The sequence below is a fragment of the Mycobacterium gordonae genome, from assembly GCF_017086405.1.
GTDB lineage: Bacteria > Actinomycetota > Actinomycetes > Mycobacteriales > Mycobacteriaceae > Mycobacterium > Mycobacterium gordonae_D.
In genome coordinates this window covers 5542897-5560504 of the sequence record NZ_CP070973.1, presented here as the reverse complement: position 1 = coordinate 5560504, position 17608 = coordinate 5542897, and the positions used below count along the sequence as shown (strand labels likewise).

Annotated in this window: 14 protein-coding genes; 5 read left to right on the top strand and 9 right to left on the bottom strand. The window is 66.1% G+C overall.

From position 1 onward, the window contains the following. Positions 1-86: 86 nt before the first annotated feature. The 3 genes from JX552_RS23610 to JX552_RS23600 form a co-directional block, all read right to left on the bottom strand. Entirely contained in the window at positions 87-419 is a 333-nt protein-coding gene (locus JX552_RS23610) for a hemophore-related protein (RefSeq protein ID WP_205874260.1), read from the bottom strand. A 214-nt stretch (positions 420-633) separates the two neighbouring features. After that, complete coding sequence (locus JX552_RS23605) at positions 634-2670, bottom strand: NADPH-dependent 2,4-dienoyl-CoA reductase (protein ID WP_205874259.1); 2037 nt, start codon at positions 2668-2670, stop codon at positions 634-636. Continuing rightward, positions 2667-3236: a PadR family transcriptional regulator gene (locus JX552_RS23600; protein ID WP_205874258.1), complete on the bottom strand. Its 570-nt coding sequence runs from the start codon at positions 3234-3236 to the stop codon at positions 2667-2669. The genes JX552_RS23605 and JX552_RS23600 overlap by 4 nt, the downstream gene beginning before the upstream one ends. A 189-nt stretch (positions 3237-3425) precedes the next feature. Between JX552_RS23600 and fdxA the strand changes: the two genes are divergently transcribed. From fdxA to JX552_RS23580, 4 genes are all read left to right on the top strand, one after another. Next, entirely contained in the window at positions 3426-3752 is a 327-nt protein-coding gene (fdxA, locus tag JX552_RS23595) for a ferredoxin (RefSeq protein WP_205874257.1), read from the top strand. Between the two features lie 20 nt (positions 3753-3772). Continuing rightward, entirely contained in the window at positions 3773-4861 is a 1089-nt protein-coding gene (gene dapC / locus JX552_RS23590) for a succinyldiaminopimelate transaminase (protein WP_205874256.1), read from the top strand. Positions 4862-4957: 96 nt separating this feature from the next. Continuing rightward, a complete protein-coding gene (locus tag JX552_RS23585) occupies positions 4958-7336 on the top strand; it encodes an APC family permease (protein WP_241010693.1) in 2379 nt (792 codons plus the stop codon). 80 nt (positions 7337-7416) lie between these two features. Continuing rightward, positions 7417-8682, top strand: coding sequence for an alpha/beta hydrolase (locus JX552_RS23580; protein ID WP_205874255.1), 1266 nt, complete (start codon positions 7417-7419; stop codon positions 8680-8682). 24 nt (positions 8683-8706) lie between these two features. Here JX552_RS23580 and JX552_RS23575 read toward each other — a convergent pair whose 3' ends face one another. The 4 genes from JX552_RS23575 to stf0 form a co-directional block, all read right to left on the bottom strand. After that, the gene (locus JX552_RS23575) at positions 8707-8997 is read right to left on the bottom strand and encodes a CDGP domain-containing protein (protein ID WP_205878643.1); all 291 of its coding nucleotides are present in this window, start codon (positions 8995-8997) and stop codon (positions 8707-8709) included. A 75-nt stretch (positions 8998-9072) separates the two neighbouring features. Next, entirely contained in the window at positions 9073-10989 is a 1917-nt protein-coding gene (gene cysC, locus JX552_RS23570; protein WP_431195888.1) for an adenylyl-sulfate kinase, read from the bottom strand. Then, complete coding sequence (gene cysD / locus JX552_RS23565) at positions 10989-11906, bottom strand: sulfate adenylyltransferase subunit CysD (RefSeq protein WP_205874254.1); 918 nt, start codon at positions 11904-11906, stop codon at positions 10989-10991. The genes cysC and cysD overlap by 1 nt, the downstream gene beginning before the upstream one ends. Before the next feature lie 261 nt (positions 11907-12167). Beyond that, positions 12168-12971, bottom strand: coding sequence for a trehalose 2-sulfotransferase (gene stf0 / locus JX552_RS23560; protein ID WP_205874253.1), 804 nt, complete (start codon positions 12969-12971; stop codon positions 12168-12170). A 534-nt stretch (positions 12972-13505) separates the two neighbouring features. Here stf0 and JX552_RS23555 point away from each other — a divergent pair. After that, a complete protein-coding gene (locus JX552_RS23555) occupies positions 13506-15185 on the top strand; it encodes a PPE family protein (protein WP_205874252.1) in 1680 nt (559 codons plus the stop codon). 321 nt (positions 15186-15506) lie between these two features. Here the strand turns inward: JX552_RS23555 and JX552_RS23550 are convergent, their stop codons facing one another. Both JX552_RS23550 and JX552_RS23545 read right to left on the bottom strand, forming a co-directional pair. Continuing rightward, positions 15507-15920 (bottom strand): DUF4190 domain-containing protein, encoded by a 414-nt coding sequence (locus JX552_RS23550; RefSeq protein WP_241010692.1) that lies wholly within the window; start codon positions 15918-15920, stop codon positions 15507-15509. Positions 15921-16015: 95 nt separating this feature from the next. Then, the gene (locus JX552_RS23545) at positions 16016-17587 is read right to left on the bottom strand and encodes a PucR family transcriptional regulator (RefSeq protein WP_205874250.1); all 1572 of its coding nucleotides are present in this window, start codon (positions 17585-17587) and stop codon (positions 16016-16018) included. Positions 17588-17608: the final 21 nt, after the last annotated feature.

Below are 17608 nucleotides of genomic sequence, written 5' to 3'. Positions count from 1 at the left end.
GGACGAGATGGGCGCAAAAAGCCGCAAGCGCAACGCCGGCTTGACCCCGAAGGATCACGCCGCGGCGTTACGCTCGCGGGTCGAACTCAGTAGTTGTTGCAGACGCCGGCGACTTGACTGACAACGCCGATGTACTTGGAAGCCCCTGGCATGGCCTGCAGCTGCGCGGCCATCTGGGCCCGGGCGGGCGGCGGCGACGCCAGGAAGCGCTGCAGGTAGCTCTGCGCGAGCGGCGAGGAGTTGAACTCCGCGGCGGCGCCAGGGTCGGTCGCGTTCAGCGCGGCGATCACCTGCGGGTAACTGCAGGTGGTGTTGACTACTCCGTCGTACGGGTCTGCCGAGGCGACGCCGGCTCCCAAACCCAAAGACATGGCGGCGGCGCCAGCGGCGACACCCATTCCGATAAACGACAACCTCATATTGTGGACACCTTCCCCAACTATTGCACCGCTAGCTTCAACGGCGACGACATCTGCCCAGCGGTTGCCGTCTGCGGTCAAGGCTACCAGGCCCCCTGGACTTGCTACTACGCAAATTGTTATCGCACGGCAGTGTGCGAATGTAACTATGCCCAGGTCAGGAGCTTGTAAACCAGGGTTTCGCGGTGAGCGAAATCCAGCGCCCAGGCTCCGGTCACAGCCGGGCCGCGAGTTCGGTGCCCTGTCGGATGGCGCGCTTGGCGTCGAGTTCGGCAGCCAACGCGGCGCCGCCGATGACGTGTGCGGCCACGCCGAGGCGGCGCAGATCGCTGTCGAGGTCGCGCACCGACTCCTGGCCGGCACACAGCACCACGTTGTCCACCGGTAGCAGCTGGGGCCGATTGTCGCCGACGCGGACGTGCAGGCCATCGTCGCTGATGCGCTCGTAGCTCACTCCGGAGAGCTGGCGGACGCCCTTGGCGCGCAGCGACGCCCGGTGCACCCACCCGCTGGTTTTGCCCAGCCGTGCTCCCTGCGGGCCCTTGGTGCGCTGCAGCAGGTAGACCTCGCGGGCCGGCGGCCGGGGCTGCGGAGTCGTCAGGCTGCCGCGCGCCGGGTGTGCCTGACCGGGATCGAGGTCTGGGGCGAGGACGCCCCACTCGGCTCTCCATTCCTTGATGTCGAGCGTCGGCGACTGATCGGTGACCAGCAGCTCGCTGACGTCGAATCCGATGCCTCCGGCACCGATCACCGCGACGGATCGGCCGACCCTCCTGACCCCGGTGATTGCCTCGGCATAGGTCAGCACCTTGGGGTGGTCGATCCCTGGAATGCGGGGCCGGCGCGGCAGGACGCCGGTGGCCAGCACGACATCGTCGTACCCGGTGAGGTCGGCGGCGGCGGCTCGGGTGCCGAGCCGGACGTCGACGCCGCGTCTGTCGAGCGTCGTCGCGAAGTAGCGCAGGGTCTCGCTGAACTCCTCCTTGCCGGGGATGCGCCGGGCGAGGTCGAACTGGCCGCCAATGAAGTCGTTGGCGTCGAAGAGGGTGACGCGGTGCCCGCGCTGGGCCGCGCCGACCGCGGTGGCCAGTCCGGCCGGTCCGGCTCCGACGACGGCCACCGAACGCGCCCGCCGCGTCGGCGACAACGTCAACACCGTCTCGTGTCCGGCCCGCGGATTGAGCAGGCATGACACCGTTTTCTTGGCAAAGGCGTGGTCCAGGCAAGCCTGGTTGCAGGCTATGCAGGTGTTGATCTCATCCGCGCGCTCAGAGCGCGCCTTGAGCACCCAGTCTGGATCGCTCAACAACGGTCGGGCCATCGAGATCAGTTGCACGTGAGTCTCAGCCAGGATCTTTTCGGCACCCTGCGGCATGTTGATCCGGTTGGACGCCATGACCGGAACGCTGACCCGCTCGGCCAACGCGCTGCTGATGTCGACGAAGCCACTGTTGGGCACCGAGGTGACGATCGTCGGGATCCGCGCTTCATGCCAGCCGAACCCGGAGTTGATGATGGTGGCGCCGGCAGCCTCCACTTCGACTGCCAGTGAGACGATTTCGTCCCAGCTCTGGCCTTGCTCCACATAGTCGGCCATCGACATCCGGTAGCAGATGATGAAGTCGGGTCCGACGGCGGCGCGGGTGCGGCGCACGATTTCCACCGTGAACCTGCGTCGGTTTGCCGGCGTTCCGCCCCACGCATCGGTGCGCCGGTTCGTGCGCGGCGCCAGGAACTGATTGATCAGGTACCCTTCGCTGCCCATGATCTCGACACCGTCATAGCCGGCCTCCCGGGCCAGCCGTGCGCACCGCACGAAATCCGCGATGGTCGATTCAACGCCCCGGCCGCTCAGAGCCCGAGGCCGAAACGGGTTGATAGGCGCCTTGATTGACGACGCGCTGACCGACAGTGGGTGGTAGGCGTAGCGCCCGGCGTGCAAGATCTGTAACAGGATCTTCGCGCCTTCGTCGTGCACCGCCGTGGTGATCCGCCGGTGCCGCCGGGCGTCGGCCGAAGAGAGCAGCTGCGCTGCGAACGGCAGCAGCCATCCGGTGCGGTTGGGTGCGTAGCCGCCGGTGATGATGAGTCCGACGCCGCCACGGGCCCGTTCGGCGAAGTATTCGGCGAGCCGGTCGGTGTGGCCGGCCCGGTCTTCCAGCCCGGTGTGCATCGAACCCATCGTCACCCGGTTTCGCAGGGTGGTGAAGCCAAGGTTTAACGGAGACAACAGGTTCGGGTACGGCGTCACGGTTTCTCCTGCAGTGCCCGGGCCACCTCGTCGAGCCACTCGACGACGCTTTCCTCGGCGCGGACGCCGCCGCGCAATACCAGGTACTGGTGCAACGCGGCATCGCGCAATGCGGCCGGGTCGGGGAAGTAGCGCTGCTGCAGTCCACGGTAGGTGTCCAGGGACTCGGCGCGCTGCGTGCGCAAGGCGGCGACTTGGGCGCGCACGGCGGCGATGTCGCCGTAGACCGCACCGCGCAGCTTGACGGCGATGTCGCGGGTGCCGTTGTCGCTCAACGCACTACCCCGCCCGGGCCGGGTCGGCCGGAGTGGTTCGGCGATCCAGCGGGCCAGTTCCTGACGTCCGCCGGCGGAGACGGTGTAGACGCGCTTGTCGGGCCGGCCGTGCTGGGCCACTGTTTCGGCACCTACCCAGCCCTTGTTCTCCATGTCGCGCAGCGTCCGGTAGATCTGCTGATGCGTGGCGCTCCAGAAATAGCCGATCGAGCGGTCGAAGCGGCGCGCCAATTCATAACCTGAACCGGCTTGTTCGCACAGCGAGACCAAGATGGCGTGAGGCAGTGCCACCTCGGCACCCTAGACAGGGCAGCGGGTCATATGCAACCAAGTTCATAGCCGTTACCTGGCCGACGGGTGTGCCAATTGCCGGAGTTGTATCTGCGACGTTTAGTATCAGTAACCGAACGCTCACCCTCGAAGCCCCTGGGGTGATGCGACCTGCAGCCCGTTCATGGAGGACACGTTGAGGAGACGTCCGTGACGTACGTGATTTCCCAGCCTTGCGTCGATATCAAGGACAAGGCGTGCATCGAAGAGTGCCCGGTCGACTGCATCTACGAGGGCGCCCGGATGCTCTACATCCACCCCGACGAGTGCGTCGACTGTGGAGCCTGTGAACCGGTGTGTCCCGTCGAGGCGATCTACTACGAAGACGATGTGCCTGACCAATGGAGTCAGTACACCCAGATCAATGCCGACTTCTTCGCCGAGTTGGGCTCGCCCGGCGGCGCGGCGAAGGTCGGCATGACCGAGAACGACCCCCAAGTGGTCAAGGACCTGCCGCCGCAGGGCGAGGACGACTGAGCACGCGGCAGCAACGCCGGGTGTCGGCGGCGCTGCCGGAGTTTCCCTGGGACACTCTGGCAGCGGCGAAAGCTGTCGCCGCGACGCATCCGGACGGCATCGTCGACTTGTCGGTCGGCACCCCGGTAGATCCAGTCGCGCCACTGATACGGCAGGCGCTGGCAGGCGCCAGTTCGGCGCCGGGCTACCCGGCCACCGCGGGCACCGCACGCTTGCGGGAGTCGGTAGTGGCCGCACTGGCCCGCCGCTTCGGCGTCATCGGCCTGTCCGAGGCCGCGGTGCTTCCCGTCATCGGCACCAAGGAATTGATCGCGTGGCTCCCGAGTCTGCTGGGGCTGGGGGCCGCCGATGTGGTCGTCGTGCCGGAACTGGCGTACCCCACCTATGACGTGGGTGCGCGGCTGGCCGGGACGCAGATCGTGCGGGCGGATTCGCTGACGCAGCTCGGCCCGCAGTCCCCGGCGTTGATCTATCTCAATTCGCCGAGCAACCCCACTGGCCGGGTGCTGGGTCCTGATCACCTGCGCAAGGTTGTCGGGTGGGCCCGGGAGCGTGGCGTGCTGGTGGCCTCCGACGAGTGTTACCTGGGGCTGGCCTGGGACGCCGAGCCACTCTCGGTGCTGCACCCGTCGGTGTGCGACGGCGACCACACCGGGTTGTTGGCGGTGCACTCGCTGTCGAAGAGCTCGTCGCTGGCCGGGTACCGGGCCGGTTTCGTCGCCGGTGACCCCGATGTGGTCGCCGAACTGCTGGCCGTGCGCAAGCATGCCGGCATGATCGTGCCGACGCCCGTCCAGGCCGCCATGGTGGCCGCGCTGGACGACGACGAGCACGAGAAGCTGCAACGCGAGCGGTATGCGCAGCGTCGGGCTGTGCTGCTGCCGGCACTGCGGGCCGCGGAATTCTCGGTGGACCATTCCGAGGCCGGACTCTATCTGTGGGCCAGCCGCGGACAGGGCTGCCGAGAGACGGTGCAGTGGCTGGCCGAGCGCGGCATCCTGGTAGCCCCCGGTGAGTTCTACGGTCCCACCGGCGCTCGGCACGTCCGTGTCGCGCTTACTGCCACCGACGAACGCATCCACGCCGCCGCCGCCCGAATGCTGAGCTAGCCTTCTTACCGCGAGCAGACGCAAAGGCACCCGAAATCCGCGTGTTCGGGGTGCTTTTGCGTCTGCTCGGCGAGGAACGAGGCAGGGGGTGCGGTCTTGGCAAGTCCGGCGGCCAGGTCGGTGAGCAGGTTGCGGATCCCGCTGACCCTCGGCGACGTCCTTAAGCGGGTGTTTCTGGGCAAGCCGCTGATCACCGAGCAGCTGGCCGGTGAGCGGTTGTCCAACCGGGTGGCGCTGGGCGCGCTGTCGCCGGACGCCATCTCGTCGACCGCCTATGGTCCCGAGCAGATCCTGATCGAACTGCTGCCGAACGCCGGGCTGGCGGCATTCGCGTTGCTGCTGCCCGTCACCGGCGTCATCCTGCTGATTCTGTTGCTGGTGGCGGCGTCCTACCGGCAGGTCGTGATGGCATACACCCGGGCCGGCGGCTCTTACATCGTTGCGCGCGACAATTTCGGGCCCCGGGTCGCGCAGGTCGCCGCCGCCGCGCTTCTCATCGACTATGTGGTGACGGTTGCCGTGCAGTCGGCGGCCGGGACGGTCGCGGTCGTCTCGGCGGTCCCCGTTCTGGGGCCGTTCAGCCTGGAGATCACGGTCGGTGTGGTCATCCTTATCTGCTACCTGAATCTGCGCGGAATGCGGGAGGCGGGAACGCCTTTCGCGGCCGCGACGTATTTCTTCATCGTCATGGTCGCCGGCACCATCGTGGTGGGCGTTGTCCGCCATCTGTTCTGGGGTTTACCGGTCTACGATCCCAGCCACCTGCCCGGGACGGTGCCCGTGCATCAGGGCGACGGTCTGGTGATGGGTGCGACGATCCTGGTGTTGCTGCGGGCCTTTGCCAACGGCGGTTCGTCGCTGACGGGGGTCGAGGCGATCTCCAACACCGTGGATCTGTTCCAGAAACCGCAGGGCCGCAACGCGCGTCGGGTGCTGACCGCCATGGCGTGCATCCTGGGTTTCCTGTTGGCCGGCGTCGCCTATCTCGCCTACGCCACGCACGCCACCCCGTACCTGACCGAATATCCCTCGGTGCTGTCCCAGATAGGTCGGGCGGTGTTCGGCAACGGCGCGATCGGCAACGTCTTCTTCATCCTGGTGCAGGCGTCGACGGCGGCCATTCTGTTCACCGGGGCCAACACCAGCTTCAACGGGTTCCCGGCGCTGGCCAGTTTTGTGGCCGAAGATCGTTTCCTGCCAAGGCAACTGATGAAACGCGGGCACCGTCTGGTGTTCTCCAACGGCATCATCGCACTCACCGCGCTATCTGTGGTGCTGTTGGTGACGACCGGCGGTTCGGTCAACGCACTGGTGCCGTTCTATGCGATCGGTGTGTTCACCGGTTTCTCGATGGCTGGCTACGGGATGACCAAACATCACCTGACGCACCGGGAACCGGGCTGGCGGCACCGGCTGGCGATCAACCTGTCGGCAGGCATCCTGTCGACGATCGTGGTCGGTATCTTCGCGGTGGCCAAGTTCACCGAGGGGGCCTGGCTGGTGGTCGTGGTCTTCCCGCTGCTGGTGTTCATGCTGATCCGGCTGAATCGCGAATACCGGGCCGAGGCAGCCATTCTCGAGATGTTCCGCACTGACCGGCCCGAACTGGTGAAGTACGCGCGGCACCGCGTGTACATCTTCGTGAACTCGGTCGACCTCGCGGTGATGGAGGCGCTGCGGTACGGCAGAGGATTGCGGGCCGACGAACTGATCGCGGTGCATTTCATGGTGGACGCCGCGCACGCCGCGCATCTTCGAAAGCGGTGGGACGATTTCGGTCTCGACACCCGGTTGCGCATCGTGGACTGTCCCGACCGGCGGATCAACCGCGCCGCGCAGATACTGGTCGCCAAGACGAGCAAGGAGCATCCGGACACCAACGTCACCGTGCTGCTGCCGCGCCGCACCTACGCGCCGCTGCTGGGCCGACTGCTGCACGACCGCACCGCGGACAAGATCGCCCGCGCGGTGAGCCTCATCCCCGATGCCGCGGCCACGATCGTGCCCTACGACGTGGAATCGCGGGTCAAGGAGGCATATCCCGACCGGTTCGAGCAGCGGATCGCGCGGAAACTCGACAATCTCGAAGCCTGGGTCTCCCAGGGCGAGGACCGCAACGTCGAGGCTTACGAACACCCTGAGCGACCGGAAGCGGTGATCACGGTGGCCGGACTGATCCCGGGACAACGCACGACGATCGAAGGCCGGGTTCGCGAGGTCGAGGACATCGGCGAACGTCGGCGCACGGCGCGGCGGGTCGTCGTCGGAGACGAGAGCGGCGATCTGACCGTCACCTTTCGTGCCGGACACGGCGGTGCCGACATCCAACCTGGACAAGTTCTGCGGATCACCGGCAAGGCCCGTCAGAACGGAAACCGCCCCATCACGATGGTCGACCCCGTCTATCGGGTGCTGCAGCAGCCGCAGCAGACCGACGAAGCCGGCGGTTCCGGCGAGGCGGGGGAAACTGGTTGAGAGGGGCCCGAGGCGGGCGGTTAGTTTGGTTGAGGACGCAACCGGCCGACGACGGCCGAGGTCGACGGGAGGGGAAGTCGATGAAGCGGGTAGCAGCGATACTCGTGTCTCTAGCTGGGGTGTTGTTCGTCGTCAACGGCTATCGCCCGGTCAGCAAGCGCGGCTACCTGGCAGGGCACGCGTTCGGGTACGGTCTCTTCGCTACCGAGCTTCCGGTGCCGGCGCTCGCCGCGCAGTTTTCCGCGCTCGCCGCGCTGACTCCCCGGGTGCCGCGTCGCACGCGCCTGGTCAGCTGGTTGCTGGCCACGATATCCGGGCTGGGGCTACTCGGGCTGCATCGCACCGGCCGGGCGGCTGACGAGGTGCTGACTGCCGCGTTGGAGGAGGGGCTGGGTCCAAACCGGCGCACCGAGGCCGGGGACCTGTGGAAGCGGCCGGCCGCGAACGGTGCCACCGCCAAGAAGCCCGGTCCGGCGCGCATGTTGCGCATCTGGCGCGATTACGCGCACGACGTCGACATCAGCTACGGAGAGTTCGGCTCGCGCAACCATCTCGACATCTGGCGGCGGCCCGACCTCGACCGCGCCGAACCGGCACCGGTGCTGTTGCAGGTGCACGGCGGCGCCTGGATGGTCGGCAACAAACGGGGGCAGGCGCATCCGTTGATGAGTCACCTGGCCGAACTGGGCTGGATCTGCGTGTCGGTGAATTACCGGCTCAGCCCGCGTTCGACCTGGCCCGACCAGATCGTCGACGTGAAGCGGGCGATCGCCTGGACGAAGGAGAACATCGCGGAGTACGGCGGCGACCCGGATTGGATTGCGATCACCGGTGGCTCGGCCGGGGGACACTTGTCTTCCCTTGCCGCGCTGACCCCTAACGAGCCGCTGTTTCAGAAGGGCTTCGAGGAGGCGGACACCCGGGTACAGGCAGCCATTCCGTTCTACGGGTTCTACGATTTCACCCGGGACGACGCGGTGCATCCGATGATGCCGGCCATGATGGCCAAGCGGGTGTTCAAACTGGGCCGCGACGAGATTGTCGAGCCCTTGCGGCTCGCCTCGCCGATCACCCACATCTCCGAGGACGCGCCGCCGTTCTTCGTCCTGCACGGCACCAACGACTCGCTGATTCCGGTCGAGCAGGCGCGCAGCTTCACCGCGCGGCTGCGGGAGGTCAGCCGCAACCCCGTGGTCTATGCCGAGTTACCCAGGGCCCAGCACGCTTTCGACATCTTCGGCTCGGTCCGCGCGGCGCACACCGCGGTGGCCGTCGAGCAGTTCCTGGCCGACGTCTACGTCCGCGCCCGGGCAGGAGCGTCGCGGGATGGCCGACGCGTGGGATAGCCGACGCGTCGGGCCGGGGTCGGTTCAGTCGTCGATGTGAATCGGGGGATCGGTGAAGGCGAAGTCCCCCGGGTTCTGACCGGGACCCATCAGGTCGCAGCGCTTGTCCGGCACCAGATACGAACTGGCTCCGTTCGGAACGAGGCGGGCGACCGCCACGCAGCGTTGCCAGGTGCCGTCGGGCGAAACGGGCCCGTCGCACTTGCTGATGAAGGGACCTCCGTACAGGCAGCCGGCGTTGGCCGGCGGCGCCGACCCGATCAGCCCCCCAGCCATCAGCAGGACAGCCATTGCTCCGACGATGCCGTACCTCATCATGGTTTCTCCCGTCGACGGCCGCGGTTCGCTGCCACCGACGTTACCGCTCAACCAGCGGTTCTCGCGGAATTGCTAGCGCGGCGGGCGAGGACTGACGTCGTTGAGCAGGCTGATGACCTGAGCGGCGAGTTCGTCGATGTCGGCGTTGGTGGTGTCCAGCACGAGGTCGGGGTTCTCCGGTGGCTCGTAGGGCGCGTCAATTCCGGTCAGGCCCTTGAGTTCGCCGCTGCGGGCTCGCGCGTAAAGCCCTTTGGGGTCGCGCTTTTCGCATTCGGACAGTGAGGTGGCGACGTGTATTTCCAGGAACGGCAGTTTGGCGGCCTCGCTGAGCGCCCGGGCGGTTTCGCGGTCCGACTTCAGCGGCGATACCAGCGATGCCAGCGCCACCACCCCCGCGTCGGCCAGTAGTCGCGTCAAATGTCCTACCCGCCTGATGTTTTCGGTGCGGTCACCGGGTGAGAAGCCGAGGTCGTCGGAGAGACCGTGGCGCAGGTTGTCGCCGTCCAGCAGGTACGCGACCCGGCCCGATTCGACGAGAGCACGTTCCACGGCCACCGCGACCGTGGACTTGCCGGACGCCGGCAGCCCGGTGAACCACAGGGTGGCGCCCGGTTGGCCAGTAGCGGTCCAGCGGTGCTTGCGATCCAACGCCGACGGGTGCCAGCGGATGTCGGTGCGCTGGTGGCTGCCCGGCTTCACTTCCCGTGCCTCGACGATGGTGCCGGCGCCGACGGTGTCGTTGCTCGCCTCGTCGATCAGGATGAAGGCTCCGCTGTCGCGGTTCTCGTCGTAGGGGTCGGCGATGACGACCGAGCTGGTTCGCAGCGTCACGGTGCCGATGTCGTTGAGCACCAGTTCGACTGGTCCGTCGAGCTCGTCGAGGGTCTCAGGGTCCAGCCGTGAGTGCAACTCCTGCACGGTCGCCCGCACGCTCTTGGTGGTCTGCTTGAGGGCGAGCCGGTCACCGGCACGCAGCGGGGAGTCGACGAACCAGCACACAATCGCGTCAAGCTCGCGGGCCAGCACCGGCGGTACCGCATCGTCGGCGCCGCTGATGAAGACGTCGCCGCGCCCGACGTCGATGTCGTCGGCGAGTTCGATCGAAACAGAAAGCGGCGCAACGCCTGTCGTTCGCGCCTCGTCAAGGGTGTCCAGCGCGGTCACCGTGGAGCGGGTGCCGGCCGGCAGCGAGATCACCGGATCGCCGACACTCAGTGTGCCGGCCGCGAGCCGCCCCGTGTAACGGCGACGCACCTCGGCGGTGGGGCGCGACACCCACTGCACGGGCAGCCGCAACCAGGATGCCTGTGCCTGCGGGGCGACCAGTTCCACCTTCTCCAGATACTCCAGCAGGGTGGGTCCGCTATACCACGGCGTGTGGTCGGAACGATGCACGACGTTGTCTCCGAGCTTGGCGGCCAACGGGATCACCGTCAGGTCGACCTCGCCGAGGCGCGCCGCGACATGACCCAGCTCCTCCTCGACCTTGGCGAAGCCGGCCTGGTCGAAGTCGATCAGGTCGATCTTGTTGACCGCGGCGACGAAGTGCTTGATGCCCAGGAGTTTTGCGATCCGTGCATGCCTGCGGGTCTGGCGCAATACGCCGGCACGCGCGTCGACCAGCAGGATTGCCACGTGCGCATTGGAGGCGCCGGTGAACATGTTGCGGGTGTAGCGCTCATGCCCGGGAGTGTCGGCCAGGATGTAGCTGCGGTTCTGGGTGGAGAAGAAGCGATAGGCGACGTCGATGGTGATGCCTTGCTCGCGCTCGGCGCGCAGCCCATCGGACAGCGCCGCCAGGTCGGCGATGCCCTCCTCGTCGGTGACCGCTTCCAAGTGGTCCAGCGGCAGGCTGTCGGTGTCGTGCAACAACCGACCGATCAGGGTGCTCTTGCCGTCGTCCACCGACCCCGCCGTGGCGATGCGCAGCAACTGGCGCGTCACGCCCTTGCCAGACGCCACTGCTGCGGCCTCGTCGGTCGTCGTCATCAGAAGTACCCCTCTCGCTTGCGGTCTTCCATCGCAGCCGCCGACGTGCGGTCGTCGGCGCGGGTCTCGCCGCGCTCGGACACCGTCGCCGCCGAGATTTCGCTGATGACCCGGGTGATGTCGGTGGCCTCCGACCGCACCGCCCCGGTGATGGTGAGGTCGCCGACGGTCCGGTAGCGCACCCACTCCACCGCGGCGGTTTCGCCGTCCTGCGGGCCGGCATATGCCGAGACTGCCAGCAAAATGCCGTCCCGCTCGAACACCTCGCGTTCGTGGGCGAAGTAGATCGAGGGAATCTCCAGGTCTTCCAGTTCGATGTAGCGCCAGACGTCGATCTCGGTCCAGTTGCTCAGCGGGAATACCCGGACTTGTTCACCCTTCTTGATCCGGCCGTTGTACAGGCTCCACGGTTCCGGACGCTGCGCCCGGGGATCCCACTGGCCGAACTCGTCGCGGAAACTCAGAATCCGTTCCTTGGCGCGGGCGCGTTCCTCGTCGCGCCGGGCGCCGCCGAAAGCCGCGTCGAAGCCGCCCTCTTCGAGTGCGTCGAGCAATGTGCGCGTCTGGGCGCGGTTGCGCGACGCGCTGGGACCCGGATCCGGCACCCGTCCCTTGTCGATCGACTCCTGTACCGAAGCGACGATCAGCCTATGCCCCTGGCCGGTCACCCGGCGGTCGCGGAACTCGATCACCTCGGGGAAATTGTGTCCGGTGTCGACGTGCATCACCGGGAACGGCAGTGCCAGCGGTCGAAAAGCCTTCTCCGCCAAGCGAAGGAGAACGATCGAGTCCTTGCCGGCGGAGAACAGCAGCACCGGCCGCTCCAGTTCCGCGACCACCTCTCGGATGATGTGCACCGCCTCGGCTTCGAGCAGACGCAACTCGTCGACGTGCGTGGTGTCGGGCACTGCACTCATTGGAGCCGCTCCTCCTCATCTCTTCGTTCTGCATCGTCGCCGGCTCGGTTCATGGGAGCCGCTCCTCCTCATCACTTCGTTCTGCATCGTCGCCGGCTCGGTTCATGGGAGCCGCTCCTCCTCATCACTTCGTTCTGCATCGTCGCCGGCTCGGTTCATGGGAGCCGCTCCTCCTCATCACTTCGTTCTGCATCGTCGCCGGCTCGGTTCATGGGAGCCGCTCCTCCTCATCACTTCGTTCTGCATCGTCGCCGGCTCGGTTCATGTTGGCAGCCCCTCTCTTTCGGCATCCTCCCGGTAGCGGTCCACCCACTCGTCGGAGCGCTGGTCGGCCTGACGTTGCAGCACCGGCTCAGGGGCCAGGCGCCGGTCCAGGCCGAGCCGCTCGAGGATGTCACCGACCACTTCGGTCAGATTGCGCCACAACACGGGATAGGAGATCTCGATGGGCTTCACGTTCTCTTCGGCGAACCAGGCCTGCCAGCCAGCCTCCTGCTCCTGCAGCATCCTGACCACGTACGCGATCGCGCCGGCGTGATAGGTGGCCCTGGCGTCGCGCACCGGGTCCGGCCTGCCCCGCCATACCCGGGTCTGCACCGCTCGCCAGAACGACACGGCCTGCGAGATGACATCGGGCCGGTGGATGTGAATGAGTAACGGATCTTCGCCGACCACGTCTCGGATCGCGGCCGACAGTCCCTCGCCGGATCGCTCCTGCAGGCCCGCCACCCGGTCCAACAGCAGCGGCGTTTGATTCCACATCAGCTTTCCGCCCCACACGCCGTTGGGGGTGCGACCGACGGTACGGATGTAGTCACGCCAGATCTCGGCCGGTGCCAGGTCGGGCTTGCCTTCGTCCAACGGGTCCAGCAGATTCAGGATCGATTCATCCTCGACCCCGGCGAACCACTCGCGGGGCTGCGGGGACTGACTGGTGGTAGGCAGGTACTGAAAGAACTCCTGAGGCTCGCCGGCCACACCGGTCGCGCGCAGCGATTCCACCAGGAGCGTGCTGCCGCTGCGCTGGGATGCCAGCACCAGATACGACGACGGATGATCGGCCACCAACGAAGCCTAACCGCACGCACGCAAATGCGGTGCAACACTTGCGGTTACCTTCACGGTGAGGGTAACCATTGCGGCGCAACGAATACCGCCCCATGAGGAGGCTGCTGGTTCCGCGCCGGTGGCGCTTGGGCGACTGGCCAGACCGTCAACGGGGTGTTCAGGTGGGCGAAAGGTCATACGCCGGGAGCGGCGAGGCAGTTGCGCGCTATCCCCTAGCGGCTGCGTTTGCCCTCGGCGCCACCGGCCAGTAGGGCGAACCCGCGCACATCCAGAAGGCGCCGGAGATGGTGAAAGCGCGCAACCCTGCACGGCCCAGCCGCAGGCCAGCGGTCCATTCGCGCTCCGGACGAAGGCCGATCTGCGCCTGACGCGAGGTGGACGCGAACGCTCGTCACACTGCTGAGAAAAGGAGCCCGGAACTTTTTGAAGAAAACCTCACCAACATCCTGGATCCGAGATACAGTCTTGACGAAAAATTCAGTTGGTTCGGCCGGGTGCTCACCGAGCCGACGGATCAGACAGGAAGAGGCTATGGCGAACTTTGCGGTGTTGCCGCCGGAAATCAACTCGTTACTGATGTTCAGTGGTGCCGGTCCGGCCCCCATGCTCGAGGCGGCGGCGGCATGGGACGGTCTGTCTCGCGAGCTGTCGGCGGCCGGATCGTCTTTTATGTCTACTACTTCAGCCCTGACCAGCCAGGCCTGGCAGGGCTCGGCATCGGCGGCGATGGCAGCGGCGGCGGCCCCCTACGCGGGATTCCTGGACGCCGCCGCCACGGAGGCCGCGACTGCGGCTGCTAACGCCGGGACAGTGGCAAGTGTGTTCGAGGCTGCAAAGGCGTCCATGGTGGATCCATTGGCTGTCGAAGCCAACCGCCAGGCGTTCGTGCAGCTGGTGCGAACCAACTGGTTGGGGCTCAACGCGCCGGCGATCATGGCCGCCGAGAGTGGATATGAGCAGATGTGGGCCGTCGACGTGGCGGCCATGAGTGGCTATCACGCCGGAGTCTCGGCGGCTGCTGCAGAACTGGGTTCCCTGCCGGAAAATCTGCGGCAGTTCTTGCAAGCCTTGCCCGACTTGGGTATTGGCAATAAAGGCAACGGCAACCTGGGCAACGGCAACACCGGCAACGACAACTTCGGCAGCGGGAATCGCGGCAGCTCCAACATCGGTCTTGGGAACGACGGCGACAGCAACGTCGGCAGCGGAAACTTCGGCTCCAACAATATCGGCAGCGGAAACCGGGAGAGCGGGAATATTGGCTGGGGAAATAGGGGGAGTACGTTTGGTGGCCCTAACTCAGGCTACAACGTTGGTATGGGGAACTTCGGCGATCGCAACTTCGGCTTCGGAAATCGCGGTAACGCAAATACGGGCGGCGGTAATTTCGGCAACTCCAACATCGGTGCGGGCAACACGGGCAGCAACAACTTTGGCTTCGGAAACACCGGGAACAACAATATCGGGATTGGCCTTACCGGAGACAATCAGATGGGTATCAACCTCGCCGGATTGTTGAACTCCGGTACTGGCAACATTGGCATAGGAAATTCCGGTGCCAACAACATTGGATTTTTCAACTCCGGCGACGGCAATGTGGGCGTCTTCAACACCGGCAGCAACGCGTTGCAGCCGGGCCACCTTAACAGCATTGGCATCGGTAACGCGGGCACTCGAAGCTTTGGCGTTGGCAATGCAGGCGGCAGTACGGGCTTCGGTAACGGCGGTTCGGGCAACACCGGTTTCGGCAATGGTGGTCTCTACAACACCGGCTTTGGGAACGCGGGCTCGGTGAACACTGGTCTGTGGAATGCGGGTGGCTACAACACTGGCAACGCGAATTCGGGCGACGCGAACACTGGGTTTTGGAATTCGGGAAATGTGAACACAGGGTTCGGTGAAACGACGGATACCGGCTTGTTGATTTCCGGTTTCAACAATTCCGCTTCAGGCGGCACGAGCAGCACTAGCAACGGGTACATCTCTGGCTTCAATAATACGGCGTCGGGAAGTTATTACAACAACGGGCGGATGTCGGGCTTCAACAATTCGGCGACCGGCGGCTTGAATAGTTCCGGCTTGATCTCCGGATTCGGTAATACGGGAGTCCCGAGCTCCATTCGACCCCTCTTCAGCGGGGTGACTTCGGGCTTCTTCAATACCGGCTCCGATCTGACGGGGTTCTTCAATCTTAGGGCGCTGTTGTCATAGGGAAAAATGAGGCTGTCGCTCGACTTTCCGAGTGTCGAGGTGCGCGCGATCGTCCGGGTGCCTTCCGGCGCCGCGGTGCCCAGTGCCTGAATTGCAAGGACGCTGTTGGAAAGTGCAAGTAGTGACCTGTCCGATGCCTCAGCACGGGGTGTGCGCTGGTCGTCAAGTCAGTTCCGGGTGTCCGCCGGGGGCCTGTCAGGCATCTCGCCCGAGAATCTCAGGGCCGATGGGGAGGTGGTCACAGGTGTAGGGCCGGAGTGATCGACGCTCACTGGCGAGGAAGGGTTGCAACCGGGTGTCGTCGTCGGAGGATGGTTGCGGTCAAGCCTGCGCGCTGATCGAGGTGCCCTGAGAACTGTAGTTGTCTTCTTCGTGGTCGTGCCGGTGGATCGACCCAAAGATGATGGCGGCCAACAGGAATGCGAATGTGAGGCCACTGATCACGATTCCCGCTATCGCCAGACCGCGGCCGCCTTCGCCGGTGCGTTTGATCTGACCCAGCCCGACCACACCGAAGATCAGCCCGAGAATGTTCCCGATTCCGCACGTGAAGATCCCTGCTATCGCGGCGACGAGCGATGCGATGGCCAGTGCATTCGTCCTGGGTGTCGAATACATCGGCGGATAGCCGTACCCGCCGGGGGACGCCGGGTGGTTCGGGGGCGGATAGCCGTACCCGCCGGGGGACGGTGGTGGATAGTTCGGTGGCGGAAAATTGGGCGGTTGTTCCGTCACGGCTACCTCCACGGCTCGCAACCAGTGCTCGCGTTGAGCGCCACAAACTCTACTCTGCGCAATCCCGGTTGTGGCCAAACCTCCGGCGCCCGGCGCTAAGCCGGCCGCTCGGTGGCTCGCAGCCCAAGCGAAAAGAGAAGTCGCACATCGGGATCCGTCAACGAAGTGGTCAACAGCTTCTCGATGCGGCGCACCCGGTAGCGGATGGTGTTGGGGTGCACCTGCAGCCAGCCCGCTGCGGCGGCCACGTCGCCGAAGCAGTCCAGATAGGCCCGGAGCGTCTCGGTCAACAGCGGATCCCGTGCGTGCAGCTCGCGTAACCGTGGATCGATCAACCGCTCGTCGGCCCCGACGAGGGTGACGATCTCGTCGAGCAGCACCGCGGTGCGCGCTTCGGCGAGTGACGTCACCCGGCCGAACGAGACCGGATGGCGTTCGGCGCTGTCCAGCACCCGGTCCACCTCGATGCGAGCCGCCGCCACGGCGGCCAGACCGTTGACCGGCGCGGCGATGGCAGCCCGCAACTCGACGTTCAACTCCGTCCGTAGCGCGCCGATCGTGCCGCGCACCCAGGAGGCGACCGACCGGGTCTTCGAGATCCGCGGAAACAACGCGTAGATACGTGAACCGTTCGACGCCACCTGCGCGTCATATCGAAAAGCGCTGGCGCTCAATGCCACAACATCGGCAAGACGGCTCGGGCGTGTTGTTCCGGCGATGGTGTCCCAACCGATCACCGCGCCGGTCCCGTCGACCGGCAGCCCGAGCTCACCCGCGATGGCTGCGACGTCGCCAGGCTCGCCCTGGTCCAGTCCGAGAAGGTGCTGGACCTGTCGGACATGCGGCGATGGCCGCGCCGCCAGCCGGGCCATGATCCTGGCGGCCAATATCGCGGCTCCCCGCAGCATCTCCTCGGCGTCGTCGGCCAGGGGTTGCGAACCCTGTTGCACCCAGATGGTGCCGGCGAACGTCGGCGGCCGAGTGTGATGGATGCCGACCGCCAGCCGCGGGCGAAGCCCCAACTCGGGTCGCTCGTCGACCCGCACCACGTCACCGCCCGCCCGGAGCGCGTCGAAGATGCCCCACTGGCCGATCCACTGCAGGTGCTCGGGCGGACCGGCACGACCCAGGATGGACAGGCGCCGCAACTCGTCGGCGTCGTCGCTGGAGGCCGAGTAGGCCAGCACGTGTGACTGGGCGTCTTCGATGCTGACCATGCCGTGGATGCGGTCGGCCAGGGACTGGGCCAGGCCGAACAGGTCGGTGCCCGAGTCTTCCAGTGGATCGGCGCGGTCCCCGTGGTGCTCCAGGACGTGGTTGACCAGTTGATAGACCCGTTCCCAGCGTGCCTGTGGCTCGACGGCAACCACCGCGGCACCGGCTCGCACCGCCTTGCTGACGAGCGCATCCGACGGCTCCTTGACGAACACCGCCACCGGGTGGTTGACCTGCTTACCGATCCAGCGCGCCGCGTCGTCGTCGCCGACCCCGACGAAGAAGAACACGTCGGCCGAGCCGGCAGCACGTGCCAGACCCAGGCGCACATCGTCGGGGTCGATCAAGGCTGCCGAGCCCACGGGCAGATCCAGACCGCGGGGAGCCTGAACCAGGGCGACCATGGTCGCGTCCAGTGCGAGCAGCAACTGCCCCAGACCGACGCCCGCCATGTTGTCGGATTCTACTAGTCA